The organism is Pseudomonas sp. Bout1 (genome assembly GCF_034314165.1).
Taxonomy (GTDB): Bacteria; Pseudomonadota; Gammaproteobacteria; order Pseudomonadales; family Pseudomonadaceae; genus Aquipseudomonas.
The window spans coordinates 3,301,710-3,319,674 of record NZ_JAVIWK010000001.1 but is presented as its reverse complement, the minus strand read 5'-3'; the positions used below and the strand labels follow the sequence as shown (position 1 = coordinate 3,319,674).

Annotated in this window: 12 protein-coding genes; all 12 read right to left on the bottom strand. The window is 62.5% G+C overall.

Annotation, left to right across the window (positions count from 1 at the left end; translation table 11 throughout):
* Positions 1 to 41: 41 nt before the first annotated feature.
* The 12 genes from RGV33_RS15505 to RGV33_RS15450 all read right to left on the bottom strand — a co-directional run bounded on the left by RGV33_RS15505 (position 42) and on the right by RGV33_RS15450 (position 17,957).
* Positions 42 to 2,531, bottom strand: a complete 2,490-nt coding sequence (locus RGV33_RS15505; RefSeq protein ID WP_322145021.1) for an efflux RND transporter permease subunit — start codon at positions 2,529 to 2,531, stop codon at positions 42 to 44.
* 32 nt (positions 2,532 to 2,563) lie between these two features.
* Entirely contained in the window at positions 2,564 to 3,661 is a 1,098-nt protein-coding gene (locus RGV33_RS15500) for a WD40/YVTN/BNR-like repeat-containing protein (RefSeq protein WP_322145020.1), read from the bottom strand.
* A 56-nt stretch (positions 3,662 to 3,717) separates the two neighbouring features.
* Positions 3,718 to 5,115 (bottom strand): DUF1329 domain-containing protein, encoded by a 1,398-nt coding sequence (locus RGV33_RS15495; RefSeq protein WP_322145019.1) that lies wholly within the window; start codon positions 5,113 to 5,115, stop codon positions 3,718 to 3,720.
* Positions 5,116 to 5,135: 20 nt separating this feature from the next.
* Complete coding sequence (locus RGV33_RS15490; RefSeq protein ID WP_322145018.1) at positions 5,136 to 6,803, bottom strand: DUF1302 domain-containing protein; 1,668 nt, start codon at positions 6,801 to 6,803, stop codon at positions 5,136 to 5,138.
* A 106-nt stretch (positions 6,804 to 6,909) separates the two neighbouring features.
* Complete coding sequence (locus tag RGV33_RS15485; protein WP_322145017.1) at positions 6,910 to 10,422, bottom strand: indolepyruvate ferredoxin oxidoreductase family protein; 3,513 nt, start codon at positions 10,420 to 10,422, stop codon at positions 6,910 to 6,912.
* Positions 10,423 to 10,451: 29 nt separating this feature from the next.
* Positions 10,452 to 11,180: a glutathione S-transferase family protein gene (locus RGV33_RS15480; RefSeq protein ID WP_322145016.1), complete on the bottom strand. Its 729-nt coding sequence runs from the start codon at positions 11,178 to 11,180 to the stop codon at positions 10,452 to 10,454.
* Positions 11,177 to 12,652 carry an FAD-binding oxidoreductase gene (locus RGV33_RS15475; RefSeq protein WP_322145015.1) on the bottom strand — a complete coding sequence of 492 codons (1,476 nt, stop codon included), beginning with the start codon at positions 12,650 to 12,652 and terminating at the stop codon, positions 11,177 to 11,179. Before RGV33_RS15475 ends, RGV33_RS15480 begins: the two co-directional genes overlap by 4 nt.
* A gap of 253 nt (positions 12,653 to 12,905) precedes the next feature.
* Positions 12,906 to 13,691: an enoyl-CoA hydratase/isomerase family protein gene (locus tag RGV33_RS15470; RefSeq protein ID WP_322145014.1), complete on the bottom strand. Its 786-nt coding sequence runs from the start codon at positions 13,689 to 13,691 to the stop codon at positions 12,906 to 12,908.
* Positions 13,688 to 14,944 (bottom strand): NAD(P)/FAD-dependent oxidoreductase, encoded by a 1,257-nt coding sequence (locus tag RGV33_RS15465; protein WP_322145013.1) that lies wholly within the window; start codon positions 14,942 to 14,944, stop codon positions 13,688 to 13,690. The genes RGV33_RS15470 and RGV33_RS15465 overlap by 4 nt, the downstream gene beginning before the upstream one ends.
* A 54-nt stretch (positions 14,945 to 14,998) precedes the next feature.
* Positions 14,999 to 15,316, bottom strand: a complete 318-nt coding sequence (locus tag RGV33_RS15460) for a 2Fe-2S iron-sulfur cluster-binding protein (RefSeq protein WP_322145012.1) — start codon at positions 15,314 to 15,316, stop codon at positions 14,999 to 15,001.
* Between the two features lie 23 nt (positions 15,317 to 15,339).
* Positions 15,340 to 16,743 (bottom strand): enoyl-CoA hydratase-related protein, encoded by a 1,404-nt coding sequence (locus RGV33_RS15455; RefSeq protein WP_322145011.1) that lies wholly within the window; start codon positions 16,741 to 16,743, stop codon positions 15,340 to 15,342.
* An 8-nt stretch (positions 16,744 to 16,751) separates the two neighbouring features.
* The gene (locus RGV33_RS15450; RefSeq protein ID WP_322145010.1) at positions 16,752 to 17,957 is read right to left on the bottom strand and encodes an acetyl-CoA C-acetyltransferase; all 1,206 of its coding nucleotides are present in this window, start codon (positions 17,955 to 17,957) and stop codon (positions 16,752 to 16,754) included.
* Positions 17,958 to 17,965: the final 8 nt, after the last annotated feature.

Below are 17,965 nucleotides of genomic sequence, written 5' to 3'. Positions count from 1 at the left end.
CTTTTGTGATTATTGTTGGGGTGATTGGTACTGGCTGTGCCTTAGCCCGCCCGCACGCCGGGCGGCTTGCGGGCCGCCTGCGCCGGCATGGGCGGCGGGCGCCTGGCCTGAGTCTTGAGCACATCGGTTTGATCGGTTTGCCCGCCTTGGCGGGTCATCGGCGACTGCGGCAACAGAAACGCGGCCAGGCTCGGTACCAGGATCAGCGCACCGAGCATGTTCCACAGGAACATGAACGCCAGCAGGATGCCCATGTCGGCCTGGAACTTGATCGGTGACCAGGCCCAGGTGATGACCCCGGCCGACAGCGTTACACCGATCAAGGCCACGACCTTGCCGGTGGAGGACAGCGCGGCGAGGTAGGCTTCCCGAATCGAGGCGCCCTGTCGCTGGTGATAGAGGTGGATGGTCAGCAGGTACAACGAATAGTCCACGCCGATCCCGACCCCCAGCGCCGTCACCGGCAAGGTCGCGACCTTGACGCCGATACCCAGCATCACCATCAGCGCTTCACACAGGATGGTGGTGACCACCAGTGGCACCACCGCGACGATCACCGCGCGCCAGCTGCGAAAGGTGATGAAGCACAACAGGATCACCGCTGCGTACACGTACAACAACATCGTGCGGTTGGCGTGTTCCACCGCAATGTTGGTCGCGGCATCAATGCCCGAGGTGCCGGCTGCCAACAGGAACTGGCGCTCGTCGGTGTTATGCGCCTTGGCAAACGCCTCGACGGCGGTGACCACCCGGGTCAGGGTCTCGGCCTTGTGATCGCTGAGAAACGCGATGATCGGCGCCACCGAACGGGCGTCGTTGAACATCTCCGGGCTGGTGGCAGACACCAGGTTCATCGCGTCCTGCAACACAAACGGGTCGCGGTTGATGCTTTCCCACTTCAATGAACCTTCGAAGCCCACCTTGGTGTAGGCCCGCGCCAGGGTGGCCGCCGACACAGTGGTTTGCACCCCGGGCAAGTCCCGCAGGACCTGCTCCAAACGGTCCATTTCCAACAGGGTTTCATAGTTGATCAGGCCTTGGGGCGGCGTGGCCACGATGACCGCGAACTGATCGCTGGACAGTTGGTAGTGGCCGCTGATGTAGGCGTTGTCCTTGTTATAGGTCGAGTCGGCGCGCAGCTCCGGTGCGCCGGGGTCGAGGTCGCCGATCTTGATGTTGAGTGCGACCATCCAGCCGCCCGCCGTAAGTACCACCGTCGCCACGATCACCCATACCGCGCGGCGCTTGTCGGCAAACCTGCTGAGCCACACCAGTAATGGGTGCGTACCCTCCAGCCGGCGCTGGCTGCGCGCCGCCGAGGCGGCACTGACGCCGGTGAACGACAGCAACACCGGCAACAGAATCAGGTTGGTGAAGATCAGCACAGCCACACCAATACTGGCTGCTGCCGCCAGGCCACGGATCACCGGAATATCAATTACCGCCAGTACTGCAAACCCCACGGCATCGGCCAGCAGCGCGGTCATCCCGGCCAGGAACAGGCGCCGGAAGGTGAAGCGCGCGGCGATGTATTTGTGGGTACCACGCCCGATGTCCTGCATCACCCCGTTCATCTTTTGCGCACCGTGGGAAACGCCGATGGCAAAGATCAGGAAGGGCACCAGGATCGAATACGGGTCGAGCACAAAACCGAAGGCTTGCATCAAGCCCATCTGCCAGACCACCGCGACGATGGAGCACCCGGTCACCAGCAAGGTACTGCGCCAGCAGCGGGTGTAGAACAGGATAAACAGGGTCGCGGTGACAGCGGCGATCAGGAAGTACACCAACACCTGGTTGAGCCCGTCGATCAAATCGCCGATCAATTGCGCAAAACCGATCACCTGGATATCCACGCCACGCTGTTTGAAGTCACCGCGCAGGGTTTCGATCTGGTCGCGAAAAGCCTTGTAGTCGAAGGCTTCGCCCGTGACCGCATCCTTGTCGATCAACGGCAGGAAAATCATCGAGGACTTCTGGTCATTGCCCACCAGCGAGCCGGTAATGCCCGAGCGCCGCACGTTGAACCGCAGCGCTTCTACGCTGGCCGCCGAGCCGTCGAAACCGATGGGCATCACCGGGCCGCCCTGGAAGCCATCGGCGGTGATTTCGTTCCAGCGCACCACCGGCATCCATAGCGACTTGACGAACGCGCGGTCGACGCCGGGGTACAGGTAAACCTTGTCGTTGATCTCGCGCAGGGTTTGCAGGTACGCCGGGTCGTAAATGTCGCCGTCACGGTTGGTGACGACAATGCGCACCGAGTTGCCCAGGCTGCGCAGCGAACTGGCGTGTTCAAGGTAGTTTTTAACGAAGGGATGGGACTGCGGCATCATGTCTTCAAAGCTGGCCTTGACTTGCAGCCGCGCCGACAAAAAGCCCAGGCCCAGGGTCAGCAGGATACAAATGGCGATCAGCAGCCGCCGATGGTTGAAGATCAGGCGCTCAGTGCGCGTTCCGGAGGCCGTGTCGAAATCCTTGAGATTGGACGTAATCGGCATGCCGTCGCTTTGACCGGGAGAGTGTGCCATCAGCTGTGCATTCCAAATCGATTCACGTGAAGTTACCGTTGCGCCGTCGAGTCAGACGGCGTCTCGGTGCGGATACCTTCCAGGCTGCTCATCAGGAAGCGGCCGTCGCCCAGCGCCAGGATGCCGGTGTAGCGCGCAGGCCTTGCGGTCTTGTGCAGGGCCATTGCCGGCCCCTGCTGGTTGCCCGTCAGCAGGTCCCCTGCGGCGTTGACCAGCACGAACTGCTGGCCGTCGGGCAACGCCAAACCGGCGGTAATAATCGCCTCGGAGGGTGTGTCCAGCGGTGCCCAGGTGTCTCCCTGGTCCTCACTGCGATACACCGTCCCCACCAGACCAAACGCCAATACCGTCTGGCCCTGGCAAGCCAGGCCGAAAAAGCTGCCGTCGTAACCCGTGGCAAGCGTGTCAAAGCGCTGGGTGGCGCGGTTGAGGCGATACACCGTGCCGCTCTCGGCGGCGATGTACAGCTGGCCATTGATACCGATGATCGCGTTCAAATTGAGCACGTCCGGGTTGTCGATGTGTTCCAGCCACGGCAGCCAGGTGCGGCCGCCGTCAAGCGTCTTCAGCAACATGCCGAACGAGCCCACCGCATAGCCTTGCTGCGCGTCTTCAAACCACAGGTCGAGCAACGGCAAGGCCGGGCCGACTTTGTAATTGCGCTCGATCAACGCCAGCGCCGCTTGGGCATCGGCATCGCCGCTATCGGCCAGGGGCTGGTAATGACGGGTGAAAAGGTCTTTGGCCGCGCGGCCGTCGAACTGTTTCTCCCAGGTTTGCCCGGCGTCCTGGCTGTGCAGGATCACGCCATCGTGCCCCACAACCCAACCGTCGGTGGCGGTCGGAAACCGTACCGCAACCAAGTCGTCCTGCACCGGCACCGCGCTTTGCTGCCACGTTTCACCGTGGTCGTCGGAAGTCATGATCAGGCCGCGCAAACCGACCGCGACCAACCGCTCGCCCGCCTTGGCCACCGCCTGTAGCGGGCGCGATTGCAGGTTTTCCATAGGCCTGGCTGGCAGGTCCAGGGGGTCGAGGAATGCCGCACCGGCCGGTAGCGTCAACGTGGCACATAGCAGCCCCGTGGCGAAGCAGCCCGCCCGAAGCTTGATTGCATTGAATGGGTTCATCATCTGTCACCTTCAGGCACGCCCGCAGGGCTTGTCACCCTGCGGGTTGCCGGCCGCTAGCGGGCGCTGGAACTCTGCAGCGCCTTGGGGTTGAGCGGGAGGTTGAGCTTCTCGTCGCTGCCGAAACTTCTGACGTAGTTGCCCGGTTCGGTACGACCGGCGTTGATGATGATGTAGTTGCCTTTACGCAAGTCCTGGAACATCCAGGTGTCGCTGTTCATGCCGCCGATGTCCCAGGTTGGGAAGTTGAGGATCTGCGATACGCGCCAGATCTTGCCGCCATCGTCGTAGGACTCTGTACCGACCAGGCACCAGCAGTCTTCTTCGACATACAAGTTGCGCTTGCTGTAGGCGTGCCGTGCATCCGGCTTGCGGTCAGCTTCCACTACCCACACGTTGCGTTTTTCCCAGCGCATGTATTGCGGCTTGATGAACTGCTTGCCGAGAATTTCCGTGGAGGTGCTCTGGTTGGTCACGCCGAATACGTTGTAGGGAACGATCATTTCCTTTTTGCCGATCAACTTCATGTTGAAGCGGTCCATGCGCCCGACGAAGCCGAACGGTTCATCCCAGACAATCACCCCGGCGTAGCTGCCCATCGGCGTGTCGTAGGTGAACTCCGGCGCGCGACGCACGCGGCGCTGCCCCGGGGTGTAGAACCAGACCTTGGAAATATCGGTGGCATCGGGCAGGTAGTAGTTGAGGAACTGGGTGCCCGCCGAGGTCGGTGGCGAGAACAGCGTGGTCCAGAAGCCGAACATCGAATCGAAGGTTTTCTTGCGCAGTTCGCCGGTCTTTTCCGACCAGGGGTGCAGGTAAGCCGCGTCGATCCCGGGCAGTGGGTTCTGGCTGCCGTTGCTGTCTACCAGCCAGTTGCTGGAGCGCAGGCGCGAGATCGGTGGCGCGTAGCGGAAGAAGTGATTCCACAGCACCTCGTAGCCGGTCTTCGGTACCGGGAAAGGAATGCCCTGGTACGGCAGGCCATCGGCTGCGGCGCCCGCGACCTTGTCACCCTCGACGGCTCCGCCGACGGTGGCGGTGGTGGCGTTTTTCACGGTGTTGTCCAGGAACCAGTCCGGGTATGCCATGGTGCGATGCGTCGGATACACGTCGATCTTGTAGTCAGGGAAACGCTCCAGCAACGCAATGCTGCCCGGGCCCAGTTGGTCCTTGTATTGGGCCATGTTCGATTGCTGGATGGTGTACAGCGGTTTCTCGCCGGCGAACGGGTCCGGGTAGTTGTTGGCACCGACCTTGGGCGGGGTTTTCAAGCCGCCGTCATAGGCCGGTATCGCACCGTCCTTGCTCGCGCCGGCACTGGCGCCGAACTTGGTCAACGTCGTGCCCAGCACCTTGGCTTCCTCGGCAGGAACCGCGGCATAACCGGTCTGCGCCGCAAGCAGCGTGATGGCCAGGGTCAAGCCGGACAGATAGATTTTCTTCAGCTTTTTCATTGTTATTCTCCCGAGAACTCTTAAAAGGACGTCTTGAGCTGCAACTCGATCCAACCTTTGTCATTCAGCCCGATGGCGCCGTTGCCACCGCTGTACGCCATGCCGCCGCCGAAATCGGTGTCTTTGTGCTTGGCGTTCCAGTGGTAACCGTTGTATTGCAGGGTGGCGGAATGGGTTTGGCGGTACGTGGCGCGCATGCCTACTGAATAGATCTGCGTGCCTTCGGCGTAGAACGCGCCGCCGTTGTAGGCCGGGTTGCCGTTGGCGCCGTAGGTCAGGGACATCGGTGCGCTCAGGTCAATACTTGGGAACACCTGCAACCACTGGGGCTCGAAAGACACTGCGACACCCAGTGCATTACGCGTGGCGCACCCGTCGCTTTTGGAGCCGCCTGCGCAGCCGGCATAGCCGATGCCGTTGTAGACCTCTTTGTTGTCAGTGACCTTTACCAGGCGCGTGTACGAGAGTTCAGCCACCAGCGCACCGGTGTCCCACAGCGGGGTTTTACCCAGGGTGTACACGCCGTTGAGGATAAAGTTGGCGATGTCGCCGGTGGCGCCCTTGTTGTACGGGGTATCGGGCTGGCCGTTGAGCAAGGCACTGGCAAGGCCAGTGTCCTGGCGGTAGGAGAGTTCCATGCCGGTACTCACCGGGCCCAGGTTGACCTCGTAGCTGAAGCCGTAGAGCTTGGCGTTTCGCACGAACTCCTGATGCACGCTGCCGCCACCACCGGAGTACAGGTCGACCAACGCCAACGGCTGCACCTCGTCGAACTGGCGGTAGTAGAAACCGAGGTCGCCATGCGCCCACTCCGGCGACCACGACACCTTGACCCCAAAGTTATTGTTGATGTCTTTGGGTTTGTTTTCATGCCCGGCGTCAAACGGCCCACCCAACGACAGCGCCTGGTTCGGCCCCGCATAGAGGAAGTCGAACGGCCCCAGGTAAGTACCCCCTTCGGGGAACCGGTTGGGGCGAAACTCCAGGAAGTACTGGCCGGTGACCGACAGCTCCGGTGTGAGGTCCGCGGTCGCCATCAATTGGGTACGTGGCAGGAACAGCTCCTTGACCTCGGTGCCGGGCGATGTGAACGACTTCTGGTAATCGATCGGGTGCTGCGAATAGCCGATGTTGGAGAACCCGAAGAAAAACGCATTACCCCAATACTGGGTAAAGCGCCCAGCCTTGAGGTACACCGGGGTCTGGTCCATGTCGGTGTTGTAGAACATGAACGCGTCGAGCAACTCGGCGCCGCGCATGCTGTACTTTTTAGTGGTGCTGGAATAGCGGCTGTTACTGTAGCTGGTGATATCGGCAAACGCCGGGTTGGACTCCACGTGATCGTCGTAGGCGAAGTCTTTCCAGGCCGAGCCCGACAGCCGATAACCGAGGTTCTGCTGGTAGATACCTTGCAGCTCTACCAGGGCATTGACACGGTTGGTGACCATGTCGCCCTTGTCGAATTTGTAATCGCCTTCGTCGTAGGACGGGTTGTTGGCTACCCCGGCATTACGCCCCTGGGTTCGCCACCCCATGGTGTATTGCAAGGTGGTATTGAGGCTGGTGTCCCAGTTCTCGCCGGTATCGAGGTCCATCGCCTGAACCTGATGCATCACCCCGATATTGGCCAATACCAGGGTCAAGAACTTCAGAGACGGTAACGCTCCACGCTTGGTTTTAGTATTCATGACACATCCTTTTGGACTTATTATTTGATGTCATTTTTAGTTTTGTGCGCGCAGGCAGGCCCTTCACGACTGCCCACGCGACACCGCGCAACACCTGCGATTCTGGTTAACCGGCTTGGTTTAACTGCTCCTGCGGCGAGAGCTGGCGCACCGGAATAAACTGGATGGGCTGGCCCACCGACGGGTTGTGGAACTGCGTAAGCAACTGCGCTTCCAGCCCACGGACCTTTTCAACATTCGCCTCTTTGACGTGGCCAAAGCCGCGGATCTGCCCCGGCAACGAGGCAATCTGAATCGCTATGGAATGGTTGACGGGCGTCAGGTGCTCGATCAACGCAACCATCTGCTGTTCGTAATGGGTGATCAGGCGGCGCTCCATCTTGCGTTCCTCGGTGTAGCCGAACACGTCCAGGGCGCTGCCGCGCAGGCCTTTGAAGCGTGCCAGCACCCCAAAGACGGCGCCCATCCACTGGCCAAACTCACGTTTTTCAAGGTGCCCGGTTTGCGGGTCGCGCCGGGCAAACAGCGGCGGCGCCAGGTTGTAGCGGTAACGCGCACCGTCTTCGAACGCCTCCTTGAGCTGCGCCTTGAACGCCGCCGAGTTATGCAGGCGCGCCACCTCGTATTCATCCTTGTAGGTCATCAACTTGGCAAAGTTGCGCGCCACGGCCACGGTCAGTGCCTCACTGCTGGGCAGCACCCGTTGCTCGGCAATGCCGACCGCCTCAACCAGGCGCTGATAGCGCTTGGCCCAGGCGGCGTTCTGGTAGTCGGTGAGCAAACGGGTGCGGTGCGCAACAATGTCCGCCAGGGCCGTCAATGGTGTGAACGCCAGGGACGGACGCTGTTGGGCCAGCGCTGCATCGATGCGCGCCGGGTCGCAGGCTTGCAGACGACCCAGGGCAAAGGCTTGCTGGTTGAATTCGACCGACACGGCGTTGATTTCCACCGCGCGCTCGATCGCCTGCGGTGAAACCGGCAACAGCCCGCTCTGGCACGCATAGCCGAGCATGAACAGGTTGGAGGCGATGGTATCGCCCATCAACGCCAGGCCCAGGCCAGTGGCGTCGACGCCGTGCAGCGTCTTGGACAATTGCGCCAGGTGGCCGACCAGGCGCTGACTGTCCACGTGCAAGTCCGGGTTGCGCTGAAAGGCCGGCGTCGGCGTAACGCGCTGGTTGACCACCACGTGCGTGCGCTGGGTATTGAGGGTCATGATCGGTTCCTTGGCCAACCCCGCCACCGCATCGAAGGCCAGCGCCAGGTCCGCTTCGCCCACACCGAGCTTTTGCGCGCCAAGGTGCGATGCCTCGCGGGCAATCCGCACGTGGCTGTACACCGCGCCGTTCTTCTGGCTCAACCCGGTCATGTCAAACACAGAGCAGGCCTTGCCTTCAAGGTGCGCAGCCATCGCCAGCAAGGCGCCGACCGTGACCACGCCTGTACCGCCGATACCCGTGACCATGATGTTGAACGCGCCACTCAACGCCACCTGCCGGGGTTCCGGCAGGCCCAGGATCAACTCGCCCACCCGACTGGACTTCTTCGGCTTGCGTGGTTCGGCATCCAGCACGGTGATAAAGCTTGGGCAAAAGCCTTTGACGCAGCTGTAGTCCTTGTTGCAGTTGGATTGGTCGATCTCGCGCTTGCGCCCCACTTCGGTTTCCTTGGGCCCCACGCTCACGCAGTTGGACTGCACCGAGCAATCGCCACAGCCCTCGCACACGTCCGAGTTGATAAACATGCGCTTGGCCGGGTTGGGGAATTTGCCGCGTTTGCGCCGGCGGCGCTTCTCGGCGGCGCAGGTCTGCTCGTAGACGATGACGGTCACACCCTTGACGTCCCGCAGCTCTTTTTGCACGCTTTCATAGGTGTCGCGATGGTGCACGCTCACGCCCTCGCCGAGGCCGCTTTGGCTGTTGTAGCTGGCTGGGCTGTCGGTGACCACGACGCAGCGCACCACGCCTTCGGCAAGGACCTGGCGCGTGATGTCGCCGGGGGTCAGCGGGCCATCCACCGGTTGGCCACCGGTCATGGCGACGGCGTCATTGAACAGGATGCGAAAGGTCATGTTGACCTTGGCGGCCACGGCTCCGCGCACCGCCAGCAAGCCGGAGTGGTAATAGGTGCCGTCGCCCATGTTCTGGAAGATATGCGGCGTATCGGAAAAATGCGCCAGGCTGTACCAGTGCCCGCCCTCGCCGCCCATTTGCGTGTTGGGCAGCATCGCCGGGCCGCTGTACATGGCCATGGCGTGGCAGCCGATGCCACCTGCAGCGATGCTGCCCTCGACCGTACGCGTACCAGTGTTGTGCGGGCAACCCGAGCAGAAGTACGGCGAACGTGAGGCTTGTGCCGGGTCCATGCTGTCAACCCGGGCCAGTTCACGGCTCATGTGGGCACTGGTGGCGGCCAGGGTCTCGTCCAACTTGCCCAGCCGGCGCAGGCGTTCGGCGATCACCACCGCCAATTGCATCGGCTCAAGCTGGATGTCCGAGGGGATCATGAACACCCCGTCTTCGTCGAGTTTGCCGACGATCAGCGGGGCATCCTGCAGGCCATAAAGGATCGCCTTGGCCTGGGCTTCCACCAGGCCGTCCTTTTCCTCGATAAACAGTAATTCGCGCTGGCCTGCGGCGAATTCGGCCAGGCCCTCGCGCTCCACCGGGTACATGCAGCCCAATTTGTAGAACGAGATACCCAGGGCCGCGGCGCTGTCGGCATCCAGCCCGAGCATGTCCAGTGCCTGAATTACATCCTGCACCGCCTTGCCGGTGGACACGATGCCCAGGCAACGCTGCGGCGCGTCGATGCGTACCTGATCGATACGGTTGGCGCGCACGAATTTTGCCACCAGCGGCCAACGGTAGCGCTTGACCACCACTTCCGATTGTTGGCGGTCGATGTGCGATGAAACGTTATGGATGCCCTTCGCCGGCAGCTCGCCATACGGCGGCAGCACCGGGGTGACCACCGCCGCCTGGATGTCCAGGGTCATGGTCTGCTCAAGGGTTTCGTTGCACATTTTGAAACCGGTATACAGGCCGGTGTAGCGCGACATGGCAAAGCCCAGCAAACCCAGGCGAATCACATCCTCGACATTCGACGGGGCAAATACCGGGATATTGCAGTGCATCAGCGCCACTTCACTCTGGTGCGCCAGGGTCGAGGACTTGCCGGAATGGTCATCGCCCGCCACCACCAGCACCCCGCCATGAGGGTGGGTGCCGCAGACGTTGCCATGCTTGAGCGGGTCGCCGGAACGGTCGACCCCAGGCCCCTTGCCATACCAGATGGCAAACACCCCGTCCTTGTTCGGCAGCGGCGTGGAGGCCAGCATCTGGGTGCCCCACACGGCGGTCGCGGCCAGGTCTTCGTTGACGCCGGGCTGGAACAGAATGTCATGGCTGTCGAGCAGCTTTTTGACGCGCCACAGCTCCAGATCGAACGAGCCCAGGGGTGAGCCGCGATAGCCGGAAATGAAACCCGCCGTATTCAGCCCGGCACGGCGGTCCAGCTCGCGCTGCAGCATCGGCACGCGTACCAGCGCCTGGGTCCCGGTCATCAGTACCGTGCCGGTATCGGCGGTGTATTTATCCTCAAGCTTCACGTCACGCATTTTTTATGTCCCATTCAATCGTGGGTGTATCAGGCGGGCCGCTGCTCAATGGCTGGGGTCCGAGTTCGGTAACCCACAGGTCGAAAGCGGTAAGTCGCATTTTTTTCCTTGAGGTATTGCCCGAAGGCGTCCTCGAACAACGCCAGCACCGTCTGGGTGCTGTCACGCTGGGCCATCTGTGCGAACCAGCCTTGCAAGCCCAGTTCGGCAAGAATCGAGCGGCGGTAGACGAAGCCACAGACGCGCTCGGCGATGTCCAGGCAATAGAACGCGAACAGGTCGGCATAGCTGAGGGCCGGGCCCATCAGAAACGGCCCCGGGGCGACGAGGTGGCGCAAGGCAACGACGGCTCGGTCGAGGGTGATACGTGCTGCCGCAACGCTCACGGGGCTGTTATTGGCGCCCATGAATACGCCGGGGAACAATGAACGTACGGGTGCCTCGACATACAACTGCACCACGTTGATGACCTGGCGCTCACGGGCACGCTGGAACGGATCGGCAGCGTGCAAGGTCGGGATTGGCAGGCAGTCTTCGATATAGCCCAGGATCGCCACGGTCTCGCCGATCCAGCCGGCCGGGGTGTGCAGCAGCGGAATTTTGCCCATTGGGCTGATTGCCAGGAACTCCGCCTGCTGGCTGGCCCGGGTAGTCACCAGTTCAAACGGCGTTGCGGTCTCGATCAACGCGGCGTGGGCAATATTGAAGTAGTTGCTGACGGCGTAACCGTGCAGGCGCAAGGGTTGGAGGCGAGTCATGGCGCTTGCTCGCCCGCCGCCGAACCAGGCTCGGTGTCGAAGATTTTGCCGGGATTGAGGATGCCGTTGGGATCGAGCAGGTCTTTCAGGTTCTGCATCAACGCGCGCTCGATAGGCGTGCGGCTGATGGGGAACCAGTGTTTTTTCTCCAGGCCGATCCCATGCTCGGCCGACACCGACCCCTGGTACGCGGCCAGTGGCTCATAGACGCAGGCCTCCACCGGTTCACGCTCATCGTCGGTGCCGGCGCCAATCGCAATATGCAGGTTGCCGTCGCCGACGTGCCCCAGAAACGCGATCAAGCCCTCGGGCCAGCGCTGGTGCAAGCGCGCGGTGACCTGGGCCATATAGGCCTCCATGTCACCCACCGGCAGGGAAATATCAAAAGCGTAGAAGGGGCGAAAATCCTTGACCAGATGCTCAAGGTCTTCGCGGATTTCCCAGATCGATAGCTTCTCGCGCTCCGAACGGGCGATGACCGCGTCGTCGATCAGGCCTTTCTCGATACCTGCTTCCAGGGCCTTTTCAAACAGTTCGGTGTCCCGCGGCTGGTCGGCGCCGAGGGTCTCGATGATCGCGTAATACGGCTTGTCCACCGGCAACGGCGGTTGATGGCGGCCGGGCCGGGTATTCACCCGGTAAAAATTATTGTCGATCATCTCGAAGGCACTGAGCTGCCCCCCGAGGGCGCCATCCATGTGCCGCAGCAGTTTTGCCAACTGCTCGAAACGCGAAGCACAGACCATCGCCGTGTTGCTGCTCGAGGGCAATTCGCGCAGGCGCAACACCAGGCGGGTAATCACGCCCAGGGTGCCTTCGCTGCCGATAAACAGCTGCTTGAGGTCATACCCCGTGTTGTTTTTGAGCATGCGGTTGAGCGACGAAACGATGCGCCCATCGGCCAACACCACTTCCATACCAAGGATCTGCTCGCGCATCATTCCGTAGCGAATCACCCGCACACCGCCGGCGTTGGTCGCCGCGTTACCGCCCAACTGGCAGGACCCGCGCCCACCCAAGTCGAGGGCAAAGCTCAGGCCTGAAGGCTGCACGTGATCCTGCAAGGTTTCCAGGATCACCCCGGCCTGGACCGTGGCGGTGCGGTTCTCCAGGTCAATGTGTTCGATACGGTTCATCCGTTCCAGCGACACCACCACATCACCCGGCCGAGTCTGCGTGGCCCGCACCCAGCCGGACATCCCGCCCTGCACCACCACCGGCTGGCGAGCGGCGTTGCACAAGGCAAGGATTTGCGACACTTGCTCCGAGGTCGTGGGGCGCAGGATGGCATCTGCCTCGATGCGTGCCATGAACACACCCGGATGGCGTGAACTGACGTCTTCGCCCGTGAGCATGCCGCCCTCACCGACCACCGCATGCAGCTGTTGAAGAAGGCCGGCGGGCACCACGCCAGCGCTGATCGCCGGTTTGAATTCGGTGCGGTCGGTAGAGAGAACATCGCGTGTGGTCATAAGTCGTCACTTGCCCATTTTTAGATTTATCGCCATTCGTGGCTGGCCGGCGAATGGGAGGCTGTTGACCAATTGTTGGCCTGTCGGCCGGCTCGCAGCGATGGCAACGCTGGAGCCTGCGAAGCATTTCGTGCCAAAAACCGCGACCGCTGCAGCACGAACAAACGCCGGACAAAAAAATGCCGATTCAGTCAGCACTGAATCGGCCCGATGACGCTCGCTTTACCGCGTCAAACCAAAGGAATGTCACGCATCAGCTGTGGCTGTATATCGCCTTGCGCTTGGCAAAAAACGCTGCGACACCTTCGCGAAAATCCGCTGTGCCGGCGCAGGCACGAAAGGCCTGGTGCTCGGCCTCCAATTGCTGCTCCAACGTGTGGTCGGCGGCCTGGCGCAGCAACTGCTTTATCTGGCCGTAGGCGAAGGTGGGCCCGCAGGCCAGCTTGCGCGCAAGACACTGCGTGTCTTCGTGCAACGAGCCTGCAGACACCACGCTTGCGATCAGCCCCAGGGCCAGCGCTTCGTTGGCACTCAACACGTTATTGCACAGGGCCAGTTGCAGCGCGCGCTGGCGTCCCAGCTGCCGCAGCAAATGCCAGGACCCCCCGCCATCGGGGCTGGTAGCGATGGCGCTATAGGCCAGGCAAAACCGTGTGTTGCTCGCGGCGATGGTCAGGTCGCAACCCAGGGCCAGGCTCATGCCTGCACCGGATACCGGCCCGTGCACGCTGCCGATGACCACTTGGGGCATGTGTGCCAGCAGCCTGAGGGCGGCATGCAGCGGCTCGATGATCGCCGAGGCCAGTTCAGCCGGGGCGTCGCTGGCGTCGAATGCCGCAAGGTCGCCGCCGGCCATAAAGGCACGGCCCGCGCCGCTGAGTACGATCACGCGCACCTCTTCACGCCCCTGCAGTTGCTCGCAGAGCGCCAACAGAGTCTGGGCCATTTCGACGTTGATGGCGTTGAGTGCCTCAGGCCGATCAAACGTCAGGTTGGCGATGCCCCGCGTAATGTCCAGGCGTACTGGTGCAGGGCTCATGGGGCGGACTCCTGCACCACTGCCGCCACGCCAGGCACAGCCTTAAGCGGCAGGTCGGCGTCAGCCAGCGCAACCAGGTCGGGGGCGAAACCTGCCTTGACCAGCGCTTTGCCCTGCACGTAATCGCGTACCTGGTTCACGCAGTCCAGGGCCAGTACCCGGCCTTGCCTGAGGTACACCACACTGAAGCTGCGGGTGGCAGGGTCGCCGCGCAGCACCGTCTGGTCGTAGCCCAGGGACAGGCCGACGGTTTGCAGTTTCAGGTCGTACTGGTCGGACCAGAACCACGGCACCGCATCGTAGGCTTGCGCCTGGCCGGTGATAAACCGTGAGACCACCTTGGCCTGATCATTCGCGTTTTGTACCGACTCCAGGCGAATCGGGGTCTGAACCGCACAATAGGGGTTGAGGTGCGCGGCGCAGTCGCCGATGGCAAACACATCCGGCAGCGCCGCGCGGCAAAATGCGTCCACTTGCACACCGTTGCAGTCTTGCAGGCCGGCTTCCAGCAACGGCGCAATGGCCGGCACGATACCGATGCCGACAATGACCATATCGGCTTGCAGCACGCTACCGTCCGCCAGGGCCACGCCGACGACCTTGCCGCCCTCCCCGACCAAATGATCGACCAACACGTTGAGGCGAACCTCCACACCATTGGCCCGATGCTCAGTTTCGTAGAAACGCGACAGCGCTTCCCCGGCCACACGTGCCAAGACCCGGTCCTGGGCTTCGAGTACGGTCACCGACTTGCCCAGTTTGCTCAAGACCGCCGCGGCTTCCAGCCCGATATAGCCACCGCCGATCACCAGCACCCGCTGCATGGCGGGCAGCTCGTGGATCATGCGGTCGACATCGGCTCGGTTACGCACTGAATGCACGCCCTGCAGGTCGTGACCCGGGCAACTGAGGCGCCGTGGTGCGCCGCCGGTAGCCCAGATGAGCTGGCCATAATCAAGCTGGGCGCCGCTGTCCAGCGTCAGCCGATGCGCTCGGGCATCGACGCCCACAACACGCTGGGCCAAGCGCAGATCGATATGTTTTTCGTTCCAGAAACTCGCCGGGCGCAGCAACAGGTGATCAAAGCTTTTTTCGCCTGCCAGGTATTCCTTGGACAATGGCGGACGCTCATAAGGCAGCTCATGCTCCTCCCCGATCAGCGCAATGGAGCCTTCGAAACCCTGCTGGCGCAACAGGCTGGCCGCTTGGGCACCGGCATGGCCGGCACCGACGATCACGACGTCTTTGTGCATGGTGTGGTCCTCTTGTTGTTCTTATCGGCGTCAACGCAAACCCGGCAGGCGGTATCAGTCTTCCGGCGCGATGGTGACGCGCAGGCCATCCATGTCTTCCCGGAAGATCACCTGGCAGGACAGGCGCGAAGTCGCGGTGCGGTGGTCGGAACTGTCGAGCAGGTCATTTTCGTCGTCGCCCATGGGCGCCAGCCGATCGGCAAAAGCGGGATCGACGATCACATGGCAGGTAGCGCAGGAGCAGGTGCCACCGCACAACGCGAGGATGTCGTCGACGCCGCCGGACCGCATGATGTCCATCAGGCTCTGTGCGTTTTGCGCTTGCAGGGTCATGTGTTCGCCTGCACGGTTTTCAACAATAACAATGGCCATGTGTTGCCTCGATGCACTAAGGATCAGGAATAGAAACCACGCTTGGCGGCGGCCCGTTCACGCAAGCTGTGGGGCACACTGAAGCGCTGCGGGAAACGGCTGGCCAAGCGGTCGGCCTCGGCAACAAAGGCGTCCAGGCCTTGCACCTCAATGTATGAAACCGGCCCGCCGCTCCATACCGGGAAGCCTGCCGCCACAGCGCCGCAGTCGGCCTCCAGCGGGTCCTCGACCACGTGGTTGTCCAGGCAACGTACGGCGGTCAACGCCTGGGTGTAGAGCAACCGCCGCTCCAGTTCGGCAATCGCGGCAAAATCCACGTCCTCCACGCTTGGCTCAACAGCGCCTGAAGGGCACTCGGCCTCTGCGTTCAGCGCATTGCGCCGGGACAGGCTGGCAACCAGCGTGGGCGACACCCCTTCCTCTTTCATCGCCCGTTGCTCCGCCGCGACGGCATGGCGCAATTGACTGAGGTAGTCACTGAGGTTTTCGCGGCTTTCACGCTTGGCCAGGGCCTGGCGCGATATGAATTGGGTGCGCGCGATGGCCTTGGCCTGCGGCGAACGCACGGTGTTGAAAAAGTAGCGCGATTCAATGCGCAACCCTGCGTCTATCGGTACTTGAGCGCCTTCGTAGACGCATTTAAGGATATTGGCGACTGCCGGGTAGTGCTCACCCGCCGTGCCAAGACGCGCCGCCAGGGCCGGGCCGAAATACCGATAACCCTGGGCCGAATGCACAGCGCCCGCGGGCAACTGGAAATTGGCCTGGTCCCAGCTCGCCTGGGCATCCGGGTGTTCGAGTACCCAGCGCCGTGCCGTTTGCAGCAGTTGATCGGCGGGCAGCAAGGCGTGTACCACGCCGGTCGCCAGCGCCTCGGCGGGTGCAATCGGTGTGCCCTCCAGCAAGTGGGGCAGTACCGCGCTCACGCCGAGCAAGCGGGTCAGGCGCTGCGTGCCACCGGCACCGGGCAACAGGCCTACGCCGACTTCCGGAAAAGCCAGGCGCAGCTTGGGGTCGTCCACCGCCACCCGGTAATGGCAGGCGAGCACCAATTCCAGCCCGCCGCCCAGGGCCAGGCCTGTGATGGCCACCGCGACGGGTTTGCCGCAGGTTTCCAGGGCGCGCAGGTGCCGCGACCAACTGGCGCTTTCGGCCAACGCAGTGCGCAGTTCTGCCTGGCTTCGGGCCGCTCGCCACAGGTCAAAATAACCGACGATTTCCGGCAAATCGGCCCCCGCGCAAAAACCGCTGGCTTTGCCCGAGACCAGCACCGCCCCGCGGATTTTGGGGTTGCTGCGCAGCGTTTCGACCAGCTCGCCGAACTCGCGCTGCACTTCAAAGCTGATCACATTCATGCCCTTGCCGGGCACATCGAAGGTAATCAGCGCGACACCCTCGGCGTCGATCGTGATGGAAAAATTGTTCATATCGCTCCTCAAACCCGCTCGATGACGGTAGCGGTGCCCATGCCGGCACCCACGCACAGGTTGACCAGTGCGGTTCCCTGGCCGGTGCGCTCCAGCTCGTCCAGGGCGGTGCCCAGAATCATCGCGCCGGTGGCCCCCAGCGGGTGCCCCATGGCAATCGCACCGCCGTTGACGTTGACCTTGGCCGGGTCCAGGTCGAGCACCTGCAAGTAGCGCAGCACCACAGCGGCAAACGCTTCGTTGAGTTCAAACAGGTCGATGTCAGCGGTGGTCATGCCCAGGCGATCAAGCACTTTGCGCGTGGCAATGGCCGGGCCGGTGAGCATGATGGTCGGCTCGGAACCTACCGAAACCATGCCCTTGATGCGTGCACGAGGCTTAAGACCCAATGCTTCGCCGGCGGCTTTGGAGCCGATCAACACGGCTGAGGCGCCGTCCACCACGCCAGACGAGTTGCCGCCGTGGTGAACGTGGTTGATCTGCTCGACCATCGGGTAGCGTGCGAGCGCGGCGCTGTCGTAACCGGACTCGCCCTGCTTGGCGAATGCCGGCTTGAGCCCGGCCAGGGACTGCACGGTGGTTTGTGGGCGCATATGTTCATCGCGATCCAGCAGCACGATGCCGCTCTGGTCCAGCACCGGCACGATCGACCTGGCGAAGCGCCCTTGCTCCCAGGCACGCGCGGCGCGGCGCTGGCTTTCAACGGCGTAGCTATCCACGGCCTCGCGGCTGTAGCCGAACAAGGTGGCGATAAGGTCGGCGCCAATGCCTTGGGGCGCGTAGTAGTGATCGAAGGCAAAGCTGGGATCGACCAGCATCGCACCACCATCGGCACCCAACGCCACCCGCGACATCGACTCCACACCGCCGGCCACCACCATGCGTGCCTCGCCGCTGAGTACTTTGCCCGCAGCCATATTGCACGCCTCAAGGCCCGAGGCGCAGAACCGGTTGATGCTCACCCCCGGCACACTCTGCGCGTAGCCTGCGACCAGCGCCGCAATGCGCGCGATGTCGCTGCCCTGTTCGCCCACCGGCATCACGCAGCCAAGAATCACGTCATCGACCCAGGTGGTGTCCAGGTGGTTACGTTCACGGATGGCTTGCAGCACCTGCACTGCCAGGGCCAGGGACGTCACCTCATGCAGCGCACCGTCCGGCCGCCCGCGACCGCGCGGGGTGCGCACGGCGTCAAAGATATAAGCACAAGTCATGGAAGCTC